Here is a 24154-nt window from a genome sequence, read left to right on the forward strand (position 1 = left end):
TTTTTCACATCTAAAAATTTCATTTATTTTCTTTTTGCTTTCATTTTTAATTTATATATTTGAAAACGAAACATAAACGAAACATTTATGAAACGAAACGAAGAACTAAGTAAGTTAACCGATGTAAAAGAATGGGACTTTATTGTCATAGGAGGAGGAGCCAGTGGTTTAGGTTCAGCATTAGATGCGGTAAGCAGAGGATTCAAAACTTTATTGCTTGAATCTCATGACTTCGCAAAAGCAACATCCAGCAGAAGTACCAAATTGGTACACGGTGGAGTTAGATATCTTGCCCAGGGAGATGTCGGATTGGTAAAAGAAGCATTAAAAGAAAGAGGTCTCTTGGCAAAAAATGCAGCGCATATCGTAAAAAATCAGTCTTTTATTATCCCAAACTACACCTGGTGGGGCGGAATCTATTATAAGATCGGGCTATCCGTTTACGACTTCCTTGCCGGAAAACTAAGTCTGGGAAAAACAAGATACATCAGTAAATCAAAAACCATTGAAAAGCTTCCCACTATTGAACAAAATCACTTAATGAGTGGTGTTGTTTACCAGGACGGACAATTTGATGATGCAAGGCTTGCTGTAAACCTTACCCAAACCATTATCGAGAAAGGGGGAACTGCTGTTAATTATGTAAAAGTAATCAACCTTTTGAAAGATGCCTCTGATAAAGTAATAGGTGTCGTTGCTGAAGATCAGTTTTCAAAGCAGCAATATCAGATTCACAGTAAAGTGGTCATCAATGCAACAGGTGTATTTACGAATGACATTCTTAATATGAACAATCCTAAGCATGGTAAATTAGTTGTACCAAGCCAGGGAATTCACCTTGTACTGGATAAATCATTCCTGAAAAGTGATGATGCGATTATGATCCCGAAAACTTCAGACGGAAGAGTTTTGTTTGTTGTCCCTTGGCATGACAGAGCCCTGGTAGGAACTACAGACACCCTTCTGAAAGATGAAAGTTTTGAACCCCGTGCCTTAGAAGAGGAAATTAATTTTGTCTTAAATACAGCCAGACAATATTTAGCTAAAAAGCCGACCCGCGAAGATGTAAAATCCGTTTACGCAGGACTTCGCCCTCTTGCCGCTCCCAAAGACGGAAGCAAAAGCACAAAAGAGGTTTCCCGAAGCCACAAAGTCATTACTTCAGATACAGGATTAGTTTCTATTATCGGAGGAAAATGGACCACATACCGTAAAATGGCAGAAGATACAGTAGATGAAGCCATGAAAGTTCACCGATTGGGAAATTCTCCTTCTAAAACAGAACACCTTTCCATCCATGGAAATGTGAAACCTGAACAGGTAGACAGAACCAATCACCTTTACGTTTACGGATCTGATATACCTGCTATAAAGGCTCTTCAGGAAAGTAATCCGCGCTATGCACAGAAAATCCATCCTGACCACGCTTTCACCGTAGCAGAAATAGTATGGGCAGTAAGAAATGAAATGGCAGAAACTATTGAGGATATTCTTGCAAGAAGAGTACGTCTCCTATTTTTAGATGCAAGAGCAGCGATAGACTGCGCTCACAATATTGCCAGAATCATTGCCGAAGAAAAAGGTTTTACCGAAGAATGGGCACAGCAACAGGAAAATGAATTCATTGAGTTGGCAAGAGGATATCTATTAACTCCTTATTCGCCAAAAGTTATCAACCTATATTAACATCCTACCTATGAATGAGAAATTGATTCTCGCTTTGGATCAGGGAACAACATCTTCCAGAGCGATTTTATTTAACCACAGTGGAGAAATAAAATATGTATCACAAAAAGATTTCGAACAGATCTTTCCTACCCCGGGCTGGGTAGAGCATGATCCCAACGAAATCTGGTCATCACAAATCTCCGTAGCAGCAGAAATTATAGCGAAAGCAGGAATCTCCGGACTGGAAGTTGCCGCCATCGGGATTACAAATCAACGTGAAACCACGATAGTTTGGGACAAAGAAACGGGTGAACCCATCTACAATGCTATTGTGTGGCAGGACCGCAGAACATCAAAATATTGTGATGAACTGAAAGACCAGGGACATGCTGAGATTATTAAAGAAAAAACAGGACTTGTTCTGGATGCTTATTTTTCAGCGACCAAACTAAAATGGATTCTTGACAATATAGAAGGAGCCAGACAAAAGGCTGAAGAAGGTAAATTATGTTTCGGGACCGTTGATACCTGGCTTGTCTGGAAGCTGACCCGTGGAAAAATGTTTATCACAGACGTTTCCAATGCCAGCAGAACAATGCTTCTGAACATCCATACTTTAGAATGGGACAATGATCTTTTAGAATTATTCAATATTCCTAGAGCAATTCTTCCTGAGGTTAAGCAAAGCAGCGAAATCTATGGAGAAACAGCTACCACTCTATTCTCTACTAAAATTCCGATTGCTGGTATTGCCGGTGATCAGCAAGCTGCCTTATTTGGTCAGATGTGTACCACTCCGGGAATGGTAAAAAACACTTACGGAACAGGATGCTTTCTATTAATGAACACAGGTACAGAAGCAGTTTCTTCTAAAAACAATCTTCTTACAACCGTAGCCTGGAAAATCAATGGAGAAGTGAACTATGCACTGGAAGGAAGTGTATTTGTAGGAGGTGCAGCCATTCAATGGTTAAGAGACGGGCTTAAAATCATTCATTCTTCAGATCAGGTGAACGAACTGGCCGCTTCCGTACCCGATAATGGCGGAGTATATTTCGTACCGGCACTTACGGGTCTTGGTGCTCCTTACTGGGATCAATATGCCCGCGGAACGATTGTAGGAATCACCCGTGGTACTACCGACGCACACATCGCGAGAGCTACACTGGAAGGAATAGCATTCCAGGTTTATGAGATTGTAAAAGCTATGGAAGCAGATTCAGGAAGAGAGAGTCTTGAGCTAAGAGTAGACGGAGGTGCATCAGCAAGCAATCTTTTGATGCAGATACAGTCTGATTTATTCGGGGTTAAAATAACACGTCCAAAAACTCTGGAAACTACAGCGCTAGGTGCCGCTTATCTTGCCGGTCTTGCAGTAGGATACTGGAAAAATATAGACGAAATCCAGGAACAATGGATAGTAGACAAGGACTTTTACCCTCAACTGGACAGAGAGCAAGTGGATAAAATGACCCACTTCTGGAAGAAAGCTGTAAAAAGCGCTCAAAGCTGGATAGAAGATTAATTCACTCACTTAAAAAAAAACTTATATGACCCCATTTATTGCAGAAGTTATCGGAACGATGCTTCTTATATTGTTAGGCAACGGTGTTGTAGCCAATGTTGTCTTAAAAGATACGAAAGGAAATAATTCCGGATGGATTGTTATTACTACCGCATGGGCACTAGCCGTTTTTGTGGGAGTAACCGTTGCAGGGCCAATAAGTGGGGCCCATCTGAACCCAGCTGTGACCATTGGTCTTGCAGCTGCAGGAAAATTCTCATGGGACCTGGTTCCATCTTATATCGCTGCACAAATGATCGGAGGAATGCTGGGTGCATTTCTGGTATGGCTGTTTAATAAAGATCATTTTGCCATTACCGAAGATGAAGGAGCAAAACTAGCCTGCTTCAGTACGAGTCCTGCCATCAGAAAAACATCTTCTAATCTTATCAGTGAGATTATCGGAACATTTGTACTGGTATTTGTTATTTTCCATTTTTCTGATCCTAGTATTTCATTACAAGCCGATCCGACAGCAAAAGTAGGATTGGGTACTGTAGGAGCTATTCCCGTTACTTTTCTGGTATGGGTAATAGGTTTGTCTCTGGGAGGAACAACAGGATATGCCATCAATCCCGCAAGAGACCTTGCTCCAAGAATCATGCACGCAATCCTTCCTGTAAAAGGGAGCAGTGATTGGGGATATGCCTGGATTCCTGTAGTAGGTCCAATTATCGGGGCTGTTATTGCTGCACTATTATATGGATTTTTAAAATAAACATATGATGAGAAAAATCTTAAAAGGAATCTTCCTTCTGGCAATAGGCACGGGAAGGTTATTTTCACAGGAAAGTGGTGAAGCCAAGGAAACCAAAGAAGGGAGGCTTGATTTTACAGCCAATATTCAGAACAATCATTTATGGAGGGGGCTTATCATTACTGATAAACCTGTGGTAATGGGAAATCTTTCCTATGCTTTGGATGCGGCGAAAAAATGGAAAGTGGGAATTTGGGGAGCTTCTGCATTAGCAGATGATAAGGACAATACCCATTACAAAGAGATCAATTATTATGTTCAATATTCTGACGGACGTTTTTATATTGGATTATGGGACCTTTACAACTCCAGGAATATTAATACTGCAGTGGCGGCAGATGATATATTCAGCTATTCACAGAGAAGAACAGCTCATATTATTGATCTAAGAACGAACTATACTTTCGGACCTTCATTTCCCATTAATATTGAGGCAGATATTATGCTTTATGGAGGCGCCAATGCGGGAGAAGTTATTCTGGAAGCAGACGGAAGCTATAAGAAAAACAGATATTCTACCTATGTACAGGCAAGCTATCCCGTCATAAAAGACCAGAAAGTAAATCTGGATGCTTTTGTAGGAGCCGGATTTGCTCTTAATGATAAGACTTTTCTATATGGCAACGGCAAAAACAGCTTTGACATCGTAAATGTGGGCGTAAAGGCAGGAAAAGTAGTAAAGATAACGGATCATTACAACCTTCCTGTATCTATGATGGCTATGTGGAATCCGTCTAATAAGTATGCAAGAATTCAGCTTGCTGCAACTGTTTTTTAATTAAGCTTTAACGAAATTATATACAGCCACTTCTTCTTAGGAGTGGTTTTGTTTTTGCAATGAACCACTCTCCGTTACATTATAGATTTGCTCCTTCAAAGAAAGAGAATGGTTATACGTATTCTGTCGATATTCTAAAGTCACAATCAATGATCTGCAATAACCGGGTTTTTACGGTGTTTGTTTTGCTCAAATATATTTACTTTTGAAAAAAATATATATGAAAAAGATTTTCTGCTTAATTATATTCTGCATCAGCATTTTTTCTTTAGCACAAGTAAAGGTTCCTTTTGTTGGACATAGAAGTTTTGATATCATGAAAGGATATAGTGGTACGGGTACGCCCCAATATTATCTGGATATCAAAAAGAATGGAGATGTTCATTTTGGTTATGTTCAGGTGAATCAAGCTAACGGAAAAGAGACAAAAGAAGAAATAAATGCCGGTAAATATACTCCTAATAAAGTAATGAAAGTCGTTTTCAAAAAATTCGAAGAAACATTCCTGGTGAAATTTGACAAAAATAAAATCTATCTCACCGACCAGAAAGGAAATGTTCAAAACCTCGAGGGCTGCTGTTCTTCCAGTGAAAGTATTGATAAAGAAACCTGCGCCTGCGAAAGTGAACTGTACAAGTAGTTAAATAGTATATAGAGAAAGCCGCTCCATCTGGGGTGGTTTTCTTATTGTAAGACACTACCTCGCCGGAGGAGGGGAATAGTTATACAATCTACTGCATTTGAACAAATCATAATACATAAATACGATATTCTTTTGCTTCCTGCCTTTATAATCACCAATCACCGGGATTTTACGGTTTATATTCTGCTTAAATATCTTTACTTTTGAAAAAATTATGGCTGAACCGAATGATGGTTGCAAGAGTGATTTATACCAATGAAAAATTTTAAAATTTTATTTCTACTTCTTCTTTTCCTTATTGTGTCATGCAACAGGAAAGAAAATCATCCTTATACGTTTTATTACTGGAAAACCAAATTAAAGCTTGACGGTGAAGAGAAGAAAGCATTAGACAAGGCAACGGTTCCCTATTTGTATACAAGATTTTTTGATGTAGATAAAGTGAACGGGAAATTTCAGCCGGTAGCAGTTATTACTAAAGACCAGAGTTTTCAGACCGATAAACAGATTGTTCCTACAGTTTTCATTACCAATCAGACATTGCTGGGTATTTCTGCAGAAGAGATCAAGTTTCTGGCTGAAAGCATTCATCTTTTAATTCAAAAGAAAGTGGAAGAATATCAACTGAAAACAAATAATGAAATCCAAATTGACTGCGACTGGACTGCCGGAACACGGAATGATTATTTTAAATTTCTGAAAGAACTCAAAAAGATTTCCGGAAAAGCAATTACCTGTACCCTTCGTCTTCATCAGGTGAAAGATAAAAAGCAGACCGGAATTCCTCCTGTGGAAAAAGTTTATCTGATGTGCTACTCCACTTCATCACCCTTGGAAAATTCTGATAAGAATTCTATTCTGGATGTCAATATTCTGAAAAGCTATCTTTCTAAAATGGAAGACTACCCTATCAAAAAAATTGAAGTGGCACTTCCTATTTATTCCTGGGGGATTGTCACCAATCATTTAGGAAAACATAAATTAATTAATGCCTTATCCAAAAGAGATCTGGAAAACCCCAACTTCAAAAAAAGATCCGATCATGAGATTGAGGTTCTGAAAGATGGGTTCTACTTTGGAAGTTATTTAAACAAAGGTTTCAAAATAAAGGCAGAGGAAATATCTGAAGAACAGCTTGAAGAGGTAATTTATTTTCTGGAGAAAAAAATCCCGCATTTTAATATTATTTATTATCAATTAGATAGTAAATTTGTGTTAGATCGGAAACTGTAAATCTCCCGGAGATAGAGACATACCCACTGTCAAGACCAAACCATAAACTATTAAGAAACTAAAAACACACTACAAACCCTATGAAAAAGTACATTCTTTCACTTGCGGTTGTATCACTTTTCTATACACAATCTGATGCGTGCGCGTGGTCAGATCCTGATTATGATTACTTCAACCTTTTTACGCAAAGTATTATCAAAGACAAGGCTTATCTTCCTTTTCTGCACAGCTATTCAAGCAGGTTCTATGGAGGATACAACCCATCATTGATTCCTGATGACAATATTGAAACATGGAAAAAGTTCTTTAATAATCAGCTTAGCTATTCTGAAACTCAGAATCTGGTGTATAAGATCAGCATGAACGATCTGAATGCTTTAAAAAACGGAAATCCGTCCAATCCTCTTTTACAAAAACTGGGTTCCGGATTTTACCAGAAATATAAGGAAGGCGTTGATTATTTAATTGAGGCCAAATATCTGGAGCCTTATATGAGCATCAATTATGTTGAAAATGACAATTCATTTTATTACGACCGGGATGCCAACAGAAAAAATGCCACAGCTCTTGATTATAATAAAACTATTGCTGCCTTAACGTCTTTGTACAATGCAGCAAGAAACCCTGAAATCAAACAACGATACGGATATCAGCTGGTACGTCTGAATCATTATACCAGAAACTATGATTCTGCCGTACAGGCTTTCAAAAGCTATGTTGCTCCGATAAAACTGAAAGGATCGGTTTACTTCATGTCTCTGGATCAGCTGGGGGGAGCACAAAGAGGATTGGAAATGAACAGTGACGCCAACTGGAATTTCTTCCAGGTATTCATGAACAGCAAAGACCGCAAGGAATCTGCATTTGTTTCTATGAAACTTTCTGATACGGCATCTTTCAGCAATATCATGAAAAGAGCCAATACCAATGAAGAAAAGAATATGGCTTATTTCCTTCTGGGATATGAGGACTTCAACAATCCTATTCCTACCATGGAAAAGATGTATGAAATAAACCCTGATTCTGAAATCCTGAAGGTAATGGCAGCAAGAAGCATCAATGAACTGGAAAGAAGTTACCTGCCTACTTATTATTATACTTCAGATGCGGCCAATAATCCGTATGTACAAAGAGGAAAAGCTGATACCAATACTACTTCAAAAGATGCTGATACCACGACCAAAACTGAAGTAAAAGAGGAAAAATTGTCTTTCTGGCAAAAGATTGTAAGGTTCTTTAAAAATCTCTTTGGAGGTTCAAAATCTAAAGAATCTGCCGATGGAAGTAAAACAGATCAGAGTGATGATGAATTACTGAATAATCCGAACCGAATTCCGTTCTATACTACTTCCGGCTATGGATACGATGATAAGATGAAGGATTATCTTGACGATCTTGAGAAATTCACTGACAAAACCAAAGAGAAATCTAAGGATGAATATTGGCAGATTGCCAATGCCTATCTTAAATTCCTGAAAAAGGATTACAAAGAAAGCACAGAAATTCTGAATGATATCAAAACAACCAATCCTGAATATCTGGAAGAGATCAAACGAATGAAAGTTCTTAATGATATTGTTTCCCAGCCAAAAATTGATGCCGAATATGAAGATCATCTGATGAAAGATTATGCGGAGTATTTCGTAGAGAAAAAAGTAGTGAAAGACACAGCCACTACAGATAATTTCGATTATTATGGTGAAGTACCTTCTACTGCTGACTTCCTGAAGGATGTTATGGCCAACCGTTATTTACTTCAGGGTGAAGACGGAAAGTCTTTCCTGATGAACAATAAACTTTCTGATCTTCAGTACAATCCAAACTCCGGCTTGGTAAAAAGTGTAGAAAATTTCTACAGAAAGGCTAATAAAACCCAGTTTGAGCAGCAGATCATCGCCAAAAACATGGACAGTGTAGGTAACATTGATGCATTCTTCAGTACAATTTACGGAGACAGAGCCATGAGACTTGCCGACTTTGAAAAGGCGAAATCTTATTACGAAAAAGCAAAAAGCTTCGCAGGCATTCCAAGACAAAATTACGAATGGACAGAAAAGAGCGGTCAAACCATAACGACCAAGCAATATACTCCTGCAGAATATGACGGATTTAAAAACATTTCAGATCTGGTATTCGGGCATAATGTATGGGAAAGTTTCGGAAGTCCGGACGCAGAAAGTATGAAAGCAGAAAACTACACCGATTTTCCTTTCATCAAAACGAGCATGGATAAACTTGAACTGGCAGATGTACTGATTCAACTTAAAAAGATTGGAAACGGAACGGGTGAAAAAGCAGCAAAGGCCAACCAGCTTATCGGAAACCTGTTATATAATACGTCTATTTTAGGATACTACCGCGAATTGTTTGTCATGGACATTGACAACAGCAACGGAGGTAAATACAACTTCTGGAACACCGACAGAAAGAATCCTTACAAGTATTATTATAAAAACTTCCTTGACACTTCTTATATTGAACCTGATAATTTTGATCTGTCAATAAGCTATTATCAAAAAGCTCTTAAGCTTTCTAATAACAAAGAAGAAAAAGCAAGACTGCTATTCCAGATGGCAAGTGCTGAACAGGGTAAATATTACCAGTACGAAGCAAAAGCTCCAAAAGACTTTGATTATTCCGATCCGAAATGGTCTGAGAAAGAAGATGCCCGCCAGAAAGAAATGGACCATCTTAAGAATCAAAAATACAGAACCTATTTTGCTCAGTTAAAAGCTCAGTATTCTGATACAGAAACTACGAAAAACCTGATGGGAAGCTGTAGCTATTTTAGTTATTTCATGAAATAATATCTTCATAAAAAAACCTCTGATGACTCAGAGGTTTTTATTTTTATTGTTTATTAAATTATTTCTTAACAAACTTTGTGGTACTTTTTTCTTCTTTATTGTTGATTGTAATAAAGTAAACTCCTTTTACAAGATTTCTAACATTAATTTTACCATCTCCGATACTTCCTTTTGAAATCAATTGCCCTGGAGCATTGAAGATTTCATAAGATGCGTTTGGAGAGATATTCAGAACATTCAATACATCCTCCGCAGGGTTTGGATAAATCTTAACAGACTTCACACTTCCAGCTTCAGAAACAGCCAGTAGACTGGCTACAGTAGCCTGTTTCACTGCATAAAACACATTTCCGATTGCAGAAACTCTCAAATAAATTGTTTTACCAGCTAGTGATGCAGGAATGAAAACACTTGCTGATCCGCTGTTTGGCACTGATGCCGCCAGGTTATTCCAGGTTGCTCCATTATCTTCTGTATAATCAATTTTAACATTAGCTACGTTGTATGGAGAAGCTGTAGTTCCGGAAACCGTCCATGCAATAGTAGAGTTTACATTAGGGCTAAGAGATGTTGTATTAGCCGTAAACGCAGCCGCAGATCCTACCACAATAGTCTGTGTTGCATAAGCCGTCTGAGCCTGTCCTCCAGGTTTGTTATCTCTTACGGTTACTCGGAAGCTTGTATTTCTCGCCACAGTACTTGCAGCTTCAAGATCTGTCGTATTTTTTACGGCTCCTCCTAAAACAGTTGCCAATTTAGGAAAATACCTTGTAGGACTTGTTGTTGCTGGCCAAGATCTGAAGCTTGCTCCAGATGTTGTATTCCCTATCGCTGCAGCTCCATCGCCTGTACCCGATGCTTTACCAATACCATTGGCCAACGAACTTAAATTAACCTGTTCCCAGTTATATGACAATGCATCACCATCCGGATCTGTTGCTGAAGCTGTTAAAACAAAAGCAGTTGATTTCGGAATAGTATAACTTGTCGTCATTGGAGTAACAACCGGTGGATTATTTGTGATTGGCGTTTCTACATCAGCTGTTACTGTTACCATGTTGGTCTGTACCTGATCAATACTTACACTATGAAAATAGGCATCAGAATGTTGCTGAACATCGGTATTTGCACCTGTGATACCAGCATATCCCATAATGGTAGATCCAGATCCTGGTTCCACACAAACACCTGTTCCTTCATTATAACTGTATGTATGATTATCTCCCAATTGATGCCCTATTTCATGAGCTACATAATCTATATCAAAATTATCACCCATAGGAACATTACTGGCAGGAGAAGTAATTCCACTTCCTTTGTAGTTATCCGGAGATATATAAGCATAATAATTGCCTCCGCTATCCTGACAGTCACTTTGAGCTACTGTATAAGAGGTTGTAGAGATATCATTACTTCCTATACAACCAATACAACCTGCATTTCCTCCTCCTCCTGAAGCTCCGAACAAATGTCCGATATCAAAATTAGTATCAGTAACACCGTAAGATCCTCCATGCAAAACATTCATCAATTCATAATTCCACTTACACATGAATTCAGATGTACTGTAAGGGTCGGTAGCTGCGTTGGTAAAGATAAGATTAGGAGCATCGATCGCATTGACGTGAAGATTAAATTCTTTTTCAAATACACCGTTTACTCTTGACAAAGTAGCATTGATCTGTGCGAGTGCTCCGGCAACACCACCAAAATAAGCTGTATACTCACCTGTCACTGACATAGCCAATCTAAGGGTATGAAAAGTTTTGTTATTGGATTTAGCTGTAGCACCTGCATTCATTAGTTTCTGCAGGTTTTCCACAGATTCTTTACTTTCTTTAGTCTTGCAGGTAAAAGCGTGTCCACTCTTATTGGTCTTTCCGTGTATAGAATAATAAGATTTATCTGACGTTGCCGGCTCTATAAATTCATATTTACCATCTAAGCCAATGATCATCGATTGGAAATCATTGGGAGCCACACTAAATCTGATATACTTCGTAGGATCATCAATTCCTATCCCTACATATGATCCTAGCTGGTATTTATTGGCCAAAGTCTCATCCATTACCGGAAAACTATTTACGGTAAATTTTTCAATTTTCCCTTCAAGGGTAGGAATACTGATTGTAATGGGAGCACCCTCACCCATTTTTGGAGCTCTCAGAAGTTGTGTTCTTATCTGATCTATATCAAGCTGATAATAAACAGAATTGTCACTTTGTTTAGTGATCTTCTGGCTAGGGATGCCTCTATTCCATTGTGCATTTGCCGCTATTGCTAAAAATAATACTGGCAAACAAAGTAATTTTGTTTTCATTTATTTTTTTTAACAAATGTAAATATTTATCAAAGAAAACACTAAAAAACAATTAAAAAATTAAAAATATAAAGTAAAATATAAATTACCGATACGCGAAATTAAAATAATATCACAATATTGATAATTTAAAGAATCTTTTCAACCAAAAAACCCCATTATTTTCTCTGTTCATGCTTCTGCATCCATTCTTCATGTTTTCTTTTAAAGAATTCATATTTATAATCCTGATTTCTCTGTGCAGCATCAATGGAGTGAGAAGTATGGATATCTGCATCTTTTTTGGCAAGCTCACCTAATTTTTCATAATAGATATGAAGCTGATCCAATTCTGCTTCTGTAAGATCTTCAATATCTACAATCCTGTTGCTGGCTTTTTCGTGAGCTGCAATAAGCTCGTTCAGCTTTATCTGTATTGCTTTTGAATCTTTATTCTGAGCTTTCTGAATCAGGAATACCATTAAAAAAGTAATGATTGTAGTGCCGGTATTGATCACCAGCTGCCAGGTTTCTGAATAGTCAAAAAAAGGACCTGAAACCGCCCAGACCACAACAATGAGGAAAGCTCCTATAAAAGCATATGCACTTCCTGTAAACTTTACAGCCCAGTTTGAAAAATTTTCAAAAAAATGATTCCCTTTATGACCCATAACTTTTACTTTTTTATATACTAAATGTATAAAAAAATAATCTGAAAACGGAAAAAGAAATGAAGATATGGTACCAAAACACTTCAGACCATTGCATATCCTATCTTATTTCATCTTTCTAAACCTGTGCCACCAGATGAAAAATCCAGTCACAGGCAGAGAGCAGCCAATAAGAGATACTATAAAGTAGAGAATGATGCTCGGCAGCCCCATGATCTCTCCTGTATGCAATGGCTTTGCTAAAGCTGTAAATTGTTTATTCAAAGGTTTGTCTGAGAATAGCTCTTTGGTCTTGAAAACTCCTGTTTTATCAAATGTTACTTCATCCGGGAACATCATTCCAAGGAAGTTCTGTCTGTTGGTTTTGATCACAACATAACGCGGATTTTCCTTGTTGGGCAGTTCTATACTGGTAACCGCAGGATAAGGGAGGTGATGATCTGCCAGCTTTAAAATCTTATATACAGAAGCTGAAGCAGTGTTCTTTAGGTTTTTCTTTTCATCCTGCTTTTGAAGCATGTCTTCAAGAAGTCCTCCAAAGGCATCTTCACCACTGTCTTTTTCTTTTGAAATATCATCTATTGAAGCCCCTCCCAAACTTACAATAAGTGCATTCTTCACCCATGGATAGGTTATATACAATCCGGTAACAGCAATAAAGAAAAGCATTAAAAAAGTATAAAACCCAAGCGTATTGTGCAGATCATAATTGACCCGCTGAAATTTCGCTTTAAACATAACCGTCAATCCCTGTTTCAAAAACTTCAGCTTCTTCGGAAGCCAAAGGATGAAACCAGAGATCAGAAGAATACAAAACATCAGAACCGATGCTCCTACAATCTGTCTTCCTACATTTCCCATCATCAGATTTCTGTGAAGATCAAGAACTATTTCAAAAAATTGACCAGATCCCACATTGGCCTGCCCAAGAATTTCCCCCGTGTACTGATTATAATAAGTGCTTTTATCCAACTGGTTTTCGCGGTAACCAATCACATAACTTTTTCCTTTATCATCAGGAATCATTAAGGAGGTAAGTTCCTTATTCTGCTTTAATAATTCTGCCTGAATCACATCAGGATTTTTGACTTGTCCTGAGTGGGAATTTATATAAACTTTGTCCTTATTGCTAACATCAATGATCTGATTTTTGAATGCATACAGACATCCGGTAAGACACATCACAAAAACAATAGCACTTGATAAAAGTCCCAGCCAGAGATGAATGATCCACATCAGATATTTTGTGATGGATTCGTTTTTTCTTCTTTTCCTGTAAAGGCTTTTAAATAATAATTTCATTGTTTAATAGCAAAAACATTAAGACAGTTGGACCGTCTTAATGTTTTAAATTAAAATTGATATGAATAAATTAAAAAAAGTTAATACAAATTCGGGTTAGGAAGCATGAAGCTCTCGATGGAAGTTATTTTAGAGTAAAAACTTACAATTTAACTTTAATTTACATTCACCAAATTGAATATGTTTTCTCAAAAGTAGTAAGAACTTTTAGCCCAATGCCATATCCATATCCATTTCCTTCTTCCTGCTTCCAGCCCTCACTGGTATCAATGTTGTTATTTTCTTCCTTTGAACTGAACGTCTTTTACGATGTCTTCAAACTTAGTATAATGTTCAGGGCTCAAGACTTTCTGAATAGCTAATTTTCTTTGGACATCAAATTTCTCCCAGTATTGCTTAGCCAGATCATTATTCCCGTGATAGACATCATGTGCATCATTGAATGCTTTTTCAAAGGCATCATTGGATGCATTCACTACTTTGAATTCATCATCAGAAAGCTGAGCTTCAGTTTTGATTTTTTCTAACAGTGCGTTGTCATATCTTGGTCTTTTTCTGGCATTTTCATCCACAAATTTGTTGAACTTTTCCATCTGTGGGGTATCTAAAACCGTAGCAATTTCAATAGACTGCTGTGCTCTCAGTTCTTCACTTTTGATTCCTAAAGCTACGCGGTCCATATTTCCTCCCTGCGCTTTTGCTGCCTGAAAGTTCTGCTCCTGAAGATCCTGATATTTTTGGGTGATCTCGTCAAAGCTTTTTTCCTGTTCTGGAGTAAGCTTTACTTCAGTTTTGAACTGGTTATAATCTATTCCTTTCTTTTTATCTCCGGAACATGACAGCGTAACAGCGCCTAAAGCCAATGCAAAAATTAATGTTTTGATACTTTTCATAATAATATTTTGTTGATTAGAATTTATAATTTACCTGTACCGCAAAGTTTCTAGGCTGGATCTGATCAATGTATCCTCCTCTGAAATAAGAGCTGTACCCTACACTATCAAAAATATTATTAAAGAATACTCTTATTCCCATTCCATTTTTCAGTGAATATCCTGCCTGAGCATCTACTGTGGTATATTCCGGCATATCGAAAGGTTTATCTCCAGGTTTTACACTGTTCAGGTGACCTGCTGTAAACGTTTTCTGAGTCCATTCATCAACCGGTCTTTTTCCTACATAATAAATTCCTGCACCAACATCAAGTCCTGATAAAGTCCCTTTATTGAATTTATAATTAAGCCATCCGTTTGCGGTATGCTTAGGAGCATTCATTGGCGCTGATCCGTTCATGTAAGCAGGGCTGTCCTGATACTGAGCATCCAGATATGCCCATCCTGACATCACCTGAAGGTTTGGAAGAATTCTACCGATCAGTTCTACTTCAATTCCTTTTCTTCTAAGATTTCCTGCAAGACCATACATCGTTTGTTTGTTGATCACAACAGGGTTATAGTTTTCGTCAAGAATAGTGAATGAAAGGTGATCTGTTTTAATGTCAAATACGGTTACGTTAAATCTTAAACGCTCATTAAACCAGTCTGATTTAATACCTGCTTCCCATTGCTTAGTCATTGACGGACCTACTTTACCACCGTCTAAAAGGAAGTTATTAGAAGATCTTAAAGATGTTGTAGTGGTATATGACCCAAATACATTAACGTTTGGAAGTGGAGAAACAATTAATCCGAAATTAGGATTCCAAGTATCTACAGATTCATTAGCAGAACCATTTAATCTGCTATAACGAATTCCCAAATGTGCTTTTACATATTTCCCGATGGTCATTACATCCTGAGCCATTGCACCAATACTTGGAGTCAATACAGCGTTTGATCTTCCCAGATTTTTATAGATAACATTTACCGGAAGCTGATTTGGAATGCTTCCATTCACTACATCAAAAATATCAAGTGGATTAGCAGCATAGGTTGTATTTCCAATTTTTGTAGCACGTGCCGTAATTAAATTTCCAGGTGCGATTGAGTTTTTATATGCTTCGTAGGTTGTAGATGAAGTTTCTGTTTCTCTCCAGTCAAAACCAACCTGGAATGTATGGTTAATAAATCCTGTTTTTATTTGTTCTCCGATGAAGTCTAACTGTAATACTTTATTGATGTCTTCACCCTGTGATTTTCCTATGGTACGCTGTCTGATATTATAGTTGGTTTCACCTGCCGGTAATGATACGGATGAAGCTTCAGAATCTGTATTGCTAACAGAATTAACAAAAGCGGCTCTTACTTTTAACTTATCCGTAAGATTACGTACGATTGTAGTCGCGAAGTTAAAAGTTTCAGTTTTTGAATAATCAGATGCATATCCTAAAAACTTACCTTTTGGCATATGATATAATGCTTCAACAGTTCCCGGAGCAAGGTTGATTGTTCCTCTGTCCGGTGTTCTTTTATCATGCAGATAATCCATTTCCACATTAATGTATGTTTTATCATCCGGACGGAAAGCTATAGATGGATTTACATAGATTCTTTCTCCTTTTACATGGCTTCTGAATGAATTGTTATTCTGATAGGCACCATTGAATCTTACAGCAACTTTGCCCTGAGAATCTAACACTCTCTGGAAGTCTACCGTAGGTCTGTAAAAATCCCAGCTTCCGTAACGGAATCCTACATTAGTCTGATCAATAAACTGTGGTCTTTTCGTTACTACATTGATAACTCCTCCTGCAGATCCCAATCCGTTTCCTATTCCCTGACCAATTGCGGCAGATCCTTTGATCACTTGAATGCTTTCTACTCCCTGCATATCTGTGATCATCCCTGCAGTACGGAAATCTGAATCCAGCTGAACTCCGTTTTTCAATACGGGAACTCCACGATACCCTCTGATGGACATACTTTCGTTTCCTCCGCCATAACTTGAAAACAAGGTTACCCCTGGAACGTTTTTGGCAACATCAGTGACTGTAAGTGCTCCTAATTCTTCAATTGCTTTATGGGAAATTACAGAAATACTCTGAATCTGATCTCTGGTTTTCAAAGGCAATCTTGTAATTGCATCCAGACCTTGCGGCTGTTTCTTTTTTTCACCAAATAGTTCTACTTCTTCAATTTTCTTGTGTTTAACTGAATCATTTACTTTCTGTGCATTGGCAAGAACCCCACCTAATACTAGCAGAGAAAAGGATATTACTTTATTCATCTGATAATTTTTTGCAAAATTATTATTTTTATTAATTCTAAATAAATAAAGAACACTGACATATGTCACCTTAAAAAGAACTATTAATATCAGATCATTAATCCTCCCTAAGGTCTCTTTAGAATCCCCAAACAGATATAATCTATCCTTAATGGTTATCCCTTAAACCTATTTTATGATTACTGAAAGCATAATGCAAAAAAGGGTAAATTCATTGTGATATGAATTTGCCCTTTATGTTTTATTTCATGTTTATCAAAGATTACTGCACAAAAAAATCCGTCCCTAAAAAGGAACGGATTGTATAATCATTGCAAAGTATGCAGTTATCACACTTTAATTTCAACGTCTACACCTGAAGGAAGTTCTAATTTCATTAGAGCATCAACAGTTTTAGAAGAAGAAGAGTAGATATCCATTAGTCTCTTGTGAGCTGAAAGTTGGAACTGCTCTCTTGCCTTCTTGTTTACGTGCGGAGATCTCAACACTGTGAAGATTCTCTTATTCGTTGGCAATGGAATTGGTCCGTTTACAACAGCACCAGTAGCCTTTACCGTTTTTACGATTTTCTCAGCAGACTTGTCTACCAAGTTGTAATCGTAAGATTTTAGTTTTATTCTGATTCTTTGTGACATTTCTTTAATTTAAAAATTAACCTTTTGCTTTAGCTATGATATCTTCAGCAACGTTTTGTGGAGTAGCTTGATACTTCTCTAATTCCATAGAAGAAGTAGCTCTTCCTGATGAAAGTGTTCTTAGAGTAGTTACATATCCAAACATTTCAGAAAGTGGAACAGAACCTTTGATTACAACAGCTCCATTTTTCTCTTCCTGACCACTGATTGTACCTCTTCTCTTGTTAAGGTCACCAATGATGTTACCCATATATTCTTCTGGAGTTACAACTTCCAGTTTCATAATAGGCTCCATAATTACTGGCTTAGCAGCACGTCCCGCTTCTTTAAATCCTAATTTAGCAGCCATTTCAAAAGAAAGAGCATCAGAATCCACTGCGTGGAAAGATCCGTCTTTAAGAACAACTTTAATACCTTCAACTTCGAAACCAGCCAAAGGACCGTTTTTCATTGCAGCTTTAAAGCCTTTTTCAATTGCAGGAACAAATTCTCTAGGAACGTTACCACCTTTGATCTCATTGATGAATTCTAAACCAATTTTACCTTCGTCAGCAGGTCCTAATTCAAATACAATATCAGCAAATTTACCTTTACCACCAGATTGTTTTTTGTAAACTTCTCTGTGTTGAGCAACTCTTGTAAGATTTTCTTTGTATTCAACCTGAGGCTGTCCTTGGTTTACTTCAACTTTGAATTCTCTTCTCATACGATCTACAATGATATCTAAGTGAAGCTCACCCATACCAGAGATAATCGTTTGTCCAGAAGCTTCGTCAGTTCTCACTGTAAACGTTGGATCTTCTTCAGCCAATTTAGCTAGAGCGTTACCCATTTTATCCTGGTCAGCTTTAGTTTTAGGCTCAACAGCGATACCAATTACCGGATCAGGGAAAACCATCGATTCAAGAACGATTGGGTTTTTCTCGTCACACATAGTATCACCAGTTTTGATAGATTTGAAACCTACCGCAGCACCAATATCACCAGCTTCAATATATTCTACTGGGTTTTGCTTGTTAGCGTGCATTTGATAGATTCTAGAGATTCTTTCTTTATCACCTGAACGAGTGTTCAAGATGTAAGAACCTGCATCTAGTCTTCCAGAGTATGCTCTGAAGAATGCTAATCTTCCCACGAATGGGTCAGTAGCAATCTTAAATGCTAAAGCAGCGAACGGCTCGTTTACGTCTGGTTTTCTTGTAATTTCAGCGTCAGTTCTTGGGTCAGTACCTTTGATATCATCTTTATCCAATGGAGAAGGCAAGTATTTACATACTGCATCCAACATAAACTGTACTCCTTTATTTTTGAATGAAGAACCACAAGTCATTGGGATAATAGAAAGATCAATAGTAGCTTTTCTTAGAGCTTCGTTGATTTCTTCTTCAGAGATAGAATCTGGATCTTCGAAGAATTTCTCCATCAAAGTATCATCGTAGTCAGCAACAGCTTCTACTAATTTCTCTCTATATTCAAGAACTTCATCTTTCATGTCTTCAGGAATTGGCACTACTTCGAAAGTAGCTCCTTGTCCTGCTTCATCCCAGATGATCGCTCTGTTTTTAATTAAGTCAACAACACCTTTGAAATCTTCTTCAGCACCGATTGGTAAAACGATTGGAACTGCATTAGATCCTAACATATCTTTAACCTGGTTTACCACGTTAAGGAAGTCAGCACCTTGTCTGTCCATTTTGTTTACGAATCCCATTCTAGCTACTTTGTAGTTGTCAGCAAGTCTCCAGTTTGTTTCAGACTGAGGCTCTACTCCATCTACTGCAGAGAAAAGGAATACCAATCCATCTAATACTCTTAAAGATCTGTTTACTTCTACTGTGAAGTCAACGTGTCCCGGTGTATCGATAATGTTGAAGTGGTAAGGCTTAGTATCCGCAAGAGGTTTTCCCTGGTCTGTTGGAAAGTTCCAAGAACAAGTAGTTGCAGCAGAAGTAATAGTAATACCTCTTTCTGCTTCCTGCTCCATCCAGTCCATTGTAGAAGCACCATCGTGAACTTCTCCAATTTTATGGTTAACTCCTGTGTAGAATAAGATTCTTTCTGTAGTGGTAGTTTTACCTGCGTCAATATGGGCAGCAATACCAATGTTTCTTGTAAATTTAAGATCTCTACTCATTTCTAATTAGAATTTAAAGTGTGAGAAAGCTTTGTTAGCTTCCGCCATTTTGTGAGTATCAGATTTCTTTTTGAAAGCAGCACCTTCTTCTCTTGAAGCAGCTACTACTTCATTAGCTAATTTCAAAGCCATAGACTTATCATTTCTCTTTTTAGAATAGCTAATTAACCATTTCATTGCCATAGAAATCTTTCTATCAGCTCTGATTGGCATAGGGATCTGGAAGTTAGCTCCACCTACTCTTCTAGAACGTACTTCTACGTGAGGCATTACATTTGTAAGTGCATCTTTCCAGATTTCAAGGGCAGTTTTCTCCGTTTCTCCTTTTTTAGTTTCTACGATCTCTAGTGCATCATAGAATATTTTGAATGCAATTGACTTCTTACCGTCAAGCATCAAGTTGTTTACGAATCTCGTTACCAATTGATCATTAAACTTTGGATCTGGTAACAACGGTCTTTTTTTCGCTTTTGTCTTTCTCATTGCTTTTGTACCTTATTTAATGATTATTTTTTCTTTCCTTTTGCAGGAGCAGCAGGTGCTTGTCCTGGTTTAGGTCTCTTAGCTCCGTACTTAGATCTTCTCTGAGTTCTTCCATTTACACCAGCGGTGTCTAATGCACCTCTTACGATGTGGTAACGTACTCCCGGTAGGTCTTTCACCCTTCCGCCTCTAACCAATACTATCGAGTGCTCTTGAAGATTATGTCCTTCGCCCGGGATATAGGCGTTAACTTCTTTACCGTTAGAAAGTCTTACCCTTGCTACTTTTCTAAGTGCAGAGTTAGGTTTCTTAGGTGTAGTTGTATATACTCTCGTACATACACCACGTCTTTGTGGACAAGAATCAAGGGCAGCCGATTTGCTCTTCTTGGCAAGCGTGGCTCTTCCTTTTCTTACTAATTGTTGAATAGTAGGCATTTAATTGCTTTTTATTTTAGGGTGCAAAAATAGTAATATTTTTTTAATCTGCAAACACTTATATAAAAATTAAAATCAAAGACTTACATCCAAAATCAAATACATTTCAATATGATCATCAAAGAAGCCTAATCTACATACGGAAAAGAGACGTGAAAAAATATATTTTACAGCGTAAAAAAAGAGTATTAAATAATTATGAAATCTGCATCATTGAATCTTATTTATAAAGTTTCATATCCAAAATAGAACCCAAGTATTTTATCTGATACATCCAAACTATTTTTAAAAATTTTCTTATAGTTATCATCTATTAATAAAGAGAGGTGTTCGGCACGATATTTCGTAAATTTGGGATATACAAATGATAAACACATACAATTGCCAAACGGAATTTCAAAACATATCCAATGGAAGCCGGCGATTCTATTTAACCTTAAAAAATAAATATATACATATGAAAAATGCTAGTATCATTGGCCTTAAAGAGGCCGATTGTAAAAAGATTTCAGAAAAATTAAATGTACTGTTAGCCAACTATTCTGTATTTTATCAGAATACAAGAGGGTCACACTGGAACATCAAAGGTGAACAATTCTTTACACTTCACCCGAAGTTCGAGGAATTATACAACAGCCTTGTTTTAAAGATTGATGAAATTGCAGAAAGAATCCTGACACTGGGTGCAATTCCTGCCCACAACTATTCAGATTATTTAAAGGTGGCTACAATTAAAGAAAGTAAAGAGGTAACTGACGGAACAAAAAGTGTTGAGTTGATTTTAAGCTCATTCAAAGTAGTGATTGACCTGCAGAGAGAACTTTTAGAAATTACCGATGAAGCGGGAGATGAAGGTACCAATTCGCAAATGAGCGACTATATTACCGAACAGGAGAAAGAAGTTTGGATGTACAATTCTTATCTTGGAAAATAACTCCATAAAAAGGATTGAAATATTTCAAAAAAATCGCCTTACATTTAGGCGATTTTATTTTTTATTTTTATATTTGCGTTAAAATTACACATATTATGAACGACGTAAGATTGAACTCTATTCTGGATAATGATTTCTATAAAATAACCATGCAGAATGCCGTGGTAAAACTATTCCCTGGTTCTATTGTAAAATATGAATTTATCAACAGAGGAAAACACCACTTTCCGGCGGGATTTGATGCTGCTTTAAGGGAAGCTGTTAATAAAATGGCAGAACTTAAACTTACGAAAGACGAAAAAAAGTTCATGGCAAGAACATGTCCTTATATTGACCTTCCCTACCTGGATTTTTTAGAAGGATATCATTTTGATCCATCTGAAGTGAAAATTCATCAGGAAGGAGGAGACCTTTCCGTCACTGTAGAAGGGCTTTGGTACAGAACGATCCTTTGGGAAGTTCCTTTACTGGCATTAATCAGTGAGCTGCACTACGAAATGAACCATATGGAAAGAGATTCCAATGAAGTGGTCATGAGCAAAACATTGGAAAAAGCAGACTCATTGGGCAGGCTTGGAGTAACGTTTGCCGAATTCGGAACCAGAAGAAGACATTCTTATAAGGTACAGAATCTGGTGATGGAAGCTTTAACACAAAAAAAAGAGTCTACTTTCATAGGAAGCTCAAACGTGCATTTCGCGATGAAGTATGGCGTAAAGCCCATCGGGACCCATGCTCACGAATGGTTTATGTTCCACGCTGCGGAATATGGATTCAAAATGGCCAATGAAATGGCTTTGGAACATTGGGTAGATGTATACAGGGGTGATCTTGGAGTTGCCTTATCTGATACCTATACCACTGATGTTTTCTTCCAGCAGTTTGACAAGAAATTTGCAAAGCTTTTTGATGGTGTACGTCATGATAGTGGAGATGCTTTGGAATTTGCCGATAAAACGATTGCTCACTATCAAAGAAACGGGATCAATCCTATGTTTAAATACATTATCTTTTCTGATGCCTTAAATCTTGAAAAAGTAGAAGAAATTACCAACTACTGCAGAGGAAAAATAGGAATATCCTTCGGAATAGGAACTAATCTAACAAATGATGTAGGATTGAAACCCATGAACATCGTAATGAAACTTATTGGAGTACAAGCCACTAATAAAGAATGGATTCCTACAGTAAAATTGTCTGATGAACATGGTAAATATACCGGAGATCCTAAAATGATTGAACTGGCAAAAGAATTTTTAAGAATAAAAGATTAAAATAAACTTATCTGAACAATTAGATATAACCTCGTAACCATCGAGGTTTTTTTGTATCATATCGTTTTTTGAAATTCAGTGCTCATAAATCTTTAAGGTTTTTATTATATTTATCAAAATAAAACAAGATGAAATCAAAACCATTACTAACCGCGTGCCTCCTCATATCCGCATTGTCCTTTGCACAGGAAAAGAAAGCAGAAAAGCTAAAATTTAATCAGGAACTGGCAACTTCTTTAGGAGCCGATCAATATGGTATGAAACCTTATACTATTGTTATGCTGACAACAGGCTCTGTTAAGATTGAAGATAAAACCAAAATGGGCGAGCTTATGAAAGGCCACATGGCCAATATCGGTAAACTGGCAGATGAAGGCAAAATCATCGTAGCCGGACCTTTCCTTGAAAAGAATAAGGAAAACTACCGCGGCATGTTTATCTTCAATACCAAATCTAAGGAAGAAGCTGAACAATGGGTAAAAACAGATCCCGCAGTTCAGGCTGGGGTTTTCGGTTATGAAATTTTCCCATGGTATGGATCTGCAGCTCTTCCTTTATATCTTAAACATCATGATGAAGTTTCAAAAGAAAATCCTTAATAAAAATAAAGCACGAATTCTATTTGTGCTTTTCTCTATATTATTAATGACAAACTGTACAAAACAGCCAGCCATTTTTGAATTTACAACAGAAAAGGTTGACAGAGATATTGTTAATGATTTAAAAAAATTAAAAGCCTTATCCCCTCAGGGGCTACTTTATAGTGATACAACATATGAAGTATGGAAAACCTGTTCAGGAGAATGGGGAGGAACGGTCTATTTTAAAAATAAAAAATCAAAAAAAATATATTACGCAAAAGCAACCTGCCCGGTTGCTGTAAATAAAATCAAAAACAAATATTACATTTCCAATTCTATGTCACATGGTACTGGTAGTTCGGATATTCTAGAAATTACAGATCCAGAAAAGATGGAACAAACCGATACAATCCCTATTTATAATCCTGACATTATTACAAGAAAATATGAGTCTCATTCTTCAAAAGGAACAAAACAAATGGTTGATTCCATCGGAGTAGCCCTCATGACTAGCTTTGTATATGATAAAAAACTGTACTCAATTTTATCAAATTATAACCAAACAAAAACTACCATTTCAGAACTTAGAAACGATAAGTTTCATACTGTACAAACAATTGGTAATGAACTTTTCTCTGACAACCCTTTCATTATAAAAAAATCAGAGAGCCATCAAAGTATTTATCTTCAACATAAACATGGCATTCTGGAAATTATGGATAATAAAGTCAAGCTTATTTTATATACAAACGTAAAAAATCACCTTATTAAAAATAAATAGGCTGTCTT

The 24154-nt window shown here is 37.1% G+C and carries 20 protein-coding genes; 11 read left to right on the forward strand and 9 right to left on the reverse strand.

The window, feature by feature from the left end:
* Positions 1 to 87: 87 nt before the first annotated feature.
* The 7 genes from DBR39_RS08410 (at position 88) to DBR39_RS08440 (ending at position 9450) form a co-directional block, all read left to right on the forward strand.
* On the forward strand, positions 88 to 1686 hold the full coding sequence (locus tag DBR39_RS08410; RefSeq protein WP_124532190.1) for a glycerol-3-phosphate dehydrogenase/oxidase: 1599 nt from the start codon (positions 88 to 90) through the stop codon (positions 1684 to 1686).
* Between the two features lie 10 nt (positions 1687 to 1696).
* The gene (gene glpK / locus DBR39_RS08415) at positions 1697 to 3193 is read left to right on the forward strand and encodes a glycerol kinase GlpK (protein WP_124532192.1); all 1497 of its coding nucleotides are present in this window, start codon (positions 1697 to 1699) and stop codon (positions 3191 to 3193) included.
* Between the two features lie 25 nt (positions 3194 to 3218).
* Entirely contained in the window at positions 3219 to 3950 is a 732-nt protein-coding gene (locus DBR39_RS08420) for an MIP/aquaporin family protein (RefSeq protein WP_103231559.1), read from the forward strand.
* A 4-nt stretch (positions 3951 to 3954) separates the two neighbouring features.
* Complete coding sequence (locus tag DBR39_RS08425) at positions 3955 to 4767, forward strand: hypothetical protein (protein WP_124532194.1); 813 nt, start codon at positions 3955 to 3957, stop codon at positions 4765 to 4767.
* Positions 4768 to 4987: 220 nt separating this feature from the next.
* Positions 4988 to 5407, forward strand: coding sequence for a hypothetical protein (locus tag DBR39_RS08430; RefSeq protein ID WP_124532196.1), 420 nt, complete (start codon positions 4988 to 4990; stop codon positions 5405 to 5407).
* Between the two features lie 258 nt (positions 5408 to 5665).
* Positions 5666 to 6643, forward strand: a complete 978-nt coding sequence (locus tag DBR39_RS08435) for a hypothetical protein (protein WP_124532198.1) — start codon at positions 5666 to 5668, stop codon at positions 6641 to 6643.
* A gap of 80 nt (positions 6644 to 6723) precedes the next feature.
* Positions 6724 to 9450 carry a hypothetical protein gene (locus DBR39_RS08440; protein WP_124532200.1) on the forward strand — a complete coding sequence of 909 codons (2727 nt, stop codon included), beginning with the start codon at positions 6724 to 6726 and terminating at the stop codon, positions 9448 to 9450.
* A gap of 58 nt (positions 9451 to 9508) precedes the next feature.
* On the opposite strand, the gene DBR39_RS08445 is transcribed toward DBR39_RS08440, so the two are convergent.
* The 9 genes from DBR39_RS08445 to rpsL form a co-directional block, all read right to left on the reverse strand.
* Positions 9509 to 11770 (reverse strand): zinc-dependent metalloprotease, encoded by a 2262-nt coding sequence (locus DBR39_RS08445; protein WP_124532202.1) that lies wholly within the window; start codon positions 11768 to 11770, stop codon positions 9509 to 9511.
* A 158-nt stretch (positions 11771 to 11928) separates the two neighbouring features.
* The gene (locus DBR39_RS08450; RefSeq protein ID WP_124532204.1) at positions 11929 to 12420 is read right to left on the reverse strand and encodes a low affinity iron permease family protein; all 492 of its coding nucleotides are present in this window, start codon (positions 12418 to 12420) and stop codon (positions 11929 to 11931) included.
* Between the two features lie 105 nt (positions 12421 to 12525).
* A complete protein-coding gene (locus tag DBR39_RS08455; protein WP_124532206.1) occupies positions 12526 to 13722 on the reverse strand; it encodes a PepSY-associated TM helix domain-containing protein in 1197 nt (398 codons plus the stop codon).
* Between the two features lie 275 nt (positions 13723 to 13997).
* Complete coding sequence (locus DBR39_RS08460) at positions 13998 to 14615, reverse strand: hypothetical protein (RefSeq protein ID WP_124532208.1); 618 nt, start codon at positions 14613 to 14615, stop codon at positions 13998 to 14000.
* 16 nt (positions 14616 to 14631) lie between these two features.
* On the reverse strand, positions 14632 to 16887 hold the full coding sequence (locus DBR39_RS08465; RefSeq protein WP_124532210.1) for a TonB-dependent siderophore receptor: 2256 nt from the start codon (positions 16885 to 16887) through the stop codon (positions 14632 to 14634).
* A 329-nt stretch (positions 16888 to 17216) separates the two neighbouring features.
* Positions 17217 to 17522 (reverse strand): 30S ribosomal protein S10, encoded by a 306-nt coding sequence (gene rpsJ / locus DBR39_RS08470; RefSeq protein WP_002661363.1) that lies wholly within the window; start codon positions 17520 to 17522, stop codon positions 17217 to 17219.
* A gap of 16 nt (positions 17523 to 17538) precedes the next feature.
* Positions 17539 to 19656: an elongation factor G gene (gene fusA, locus DBR39_RS08475; RefSeq protein WP_124532212.1), complete on the reverse strand. Its 2118-nt coding sequence runs from the start codon at positions 19654 to 19656 to the stop codon at positions 17539 to 17541.
* Positions 19657 to 19662: 6 nt separating this feature from the next.
* Positions 19663 to 20139 (reverse strand): 30S ribosomal protein S7, encoded by a 477-nt coding sequence (gene rpsG / locus DBR39_RS08480; protein WP_089734635.1) that lies wholly within the window; start codon positions 20137 to 20139, stop codon positions 19663 to 19665.
* A 23-nt stretch (positions 20140 to 20162) separates the two neighbouring features.
* Entirely contained in the window at positions 20163 to 20576 is a 414-nt protein-coding gene (rpsL, locus tag DBR39_RS08485) for a 30S ribosomal protein S12 (protein WP_027381287.1), read from the reverse strand.
* Between the two features lie 457 nt (positions 20577 to 21033).
* Here rpsL and DBR39_RS08490 point away from each other — a divergent pair, with 457 nt between their 5' ends.
* From DBR39_RS08490 to DBR39_RS08505, 4 genes are all read left to right on the forward strand, one after another.
* Positions 21034 to 21510, forward strand: coding sequence for a Dps family protein (locus tag DBR39_RS08490; protein ID WP_124532214.1), 477 nt, complete (start codon positions 21034 to 21036; stop codon positions 21508 to 21510).
* Positions 21511 to 21605: 95 nt separating this feature from the next.
* Entirely contained in the window at positions 21606 to 22784 is a 1179-nt protein-coding gene (pncB, locus tag DBR39_RS08495) for a nicotinate phosphoribosyltransferase (RefSeq protein WP_124532216.1), read from the forward strand.
* Positions 22785 to 22912: 128 nt separating this feature from the next.
* Positions 22913 to 23383, forward strand: a complete 471-nt coding sequence (locus tag DBR39_RS08500) for a YciI family protein (RefSeq protein WP_124532218.1) — start codon at positions 22913 to 22915, stop codon at positions 23381 to 23383.
* On the forward strand, positions 23355 to 24146 hold the full coding sequence (locus tag DBR39_RS08505; RefSeq protein ID WP_124532220.1) for a hypothetical protein: 792 nt from the start codon (positions 23355 to 23357) through the stop codon (positions 24144 to 24146). The genes DBR39_RS08500 and DBR39_RS08505 overlap by 29 nt, the downstream gene beginning before the upstream one ends.
* The last annotated feature ends 8 nt before the right edge of the window (positions 24147 to 24154 follow it).

The sequence above is a fragment of the Chryseobacterium sp. KBW03 genome, assembly GCF_003852415.1.
Lineage (GTDB): Bacteria > Bacteroidota > Bacteroidia > Flavobacteriales > Weeksellaceae > Chryseobacterium > Chryseobacterium viscerum.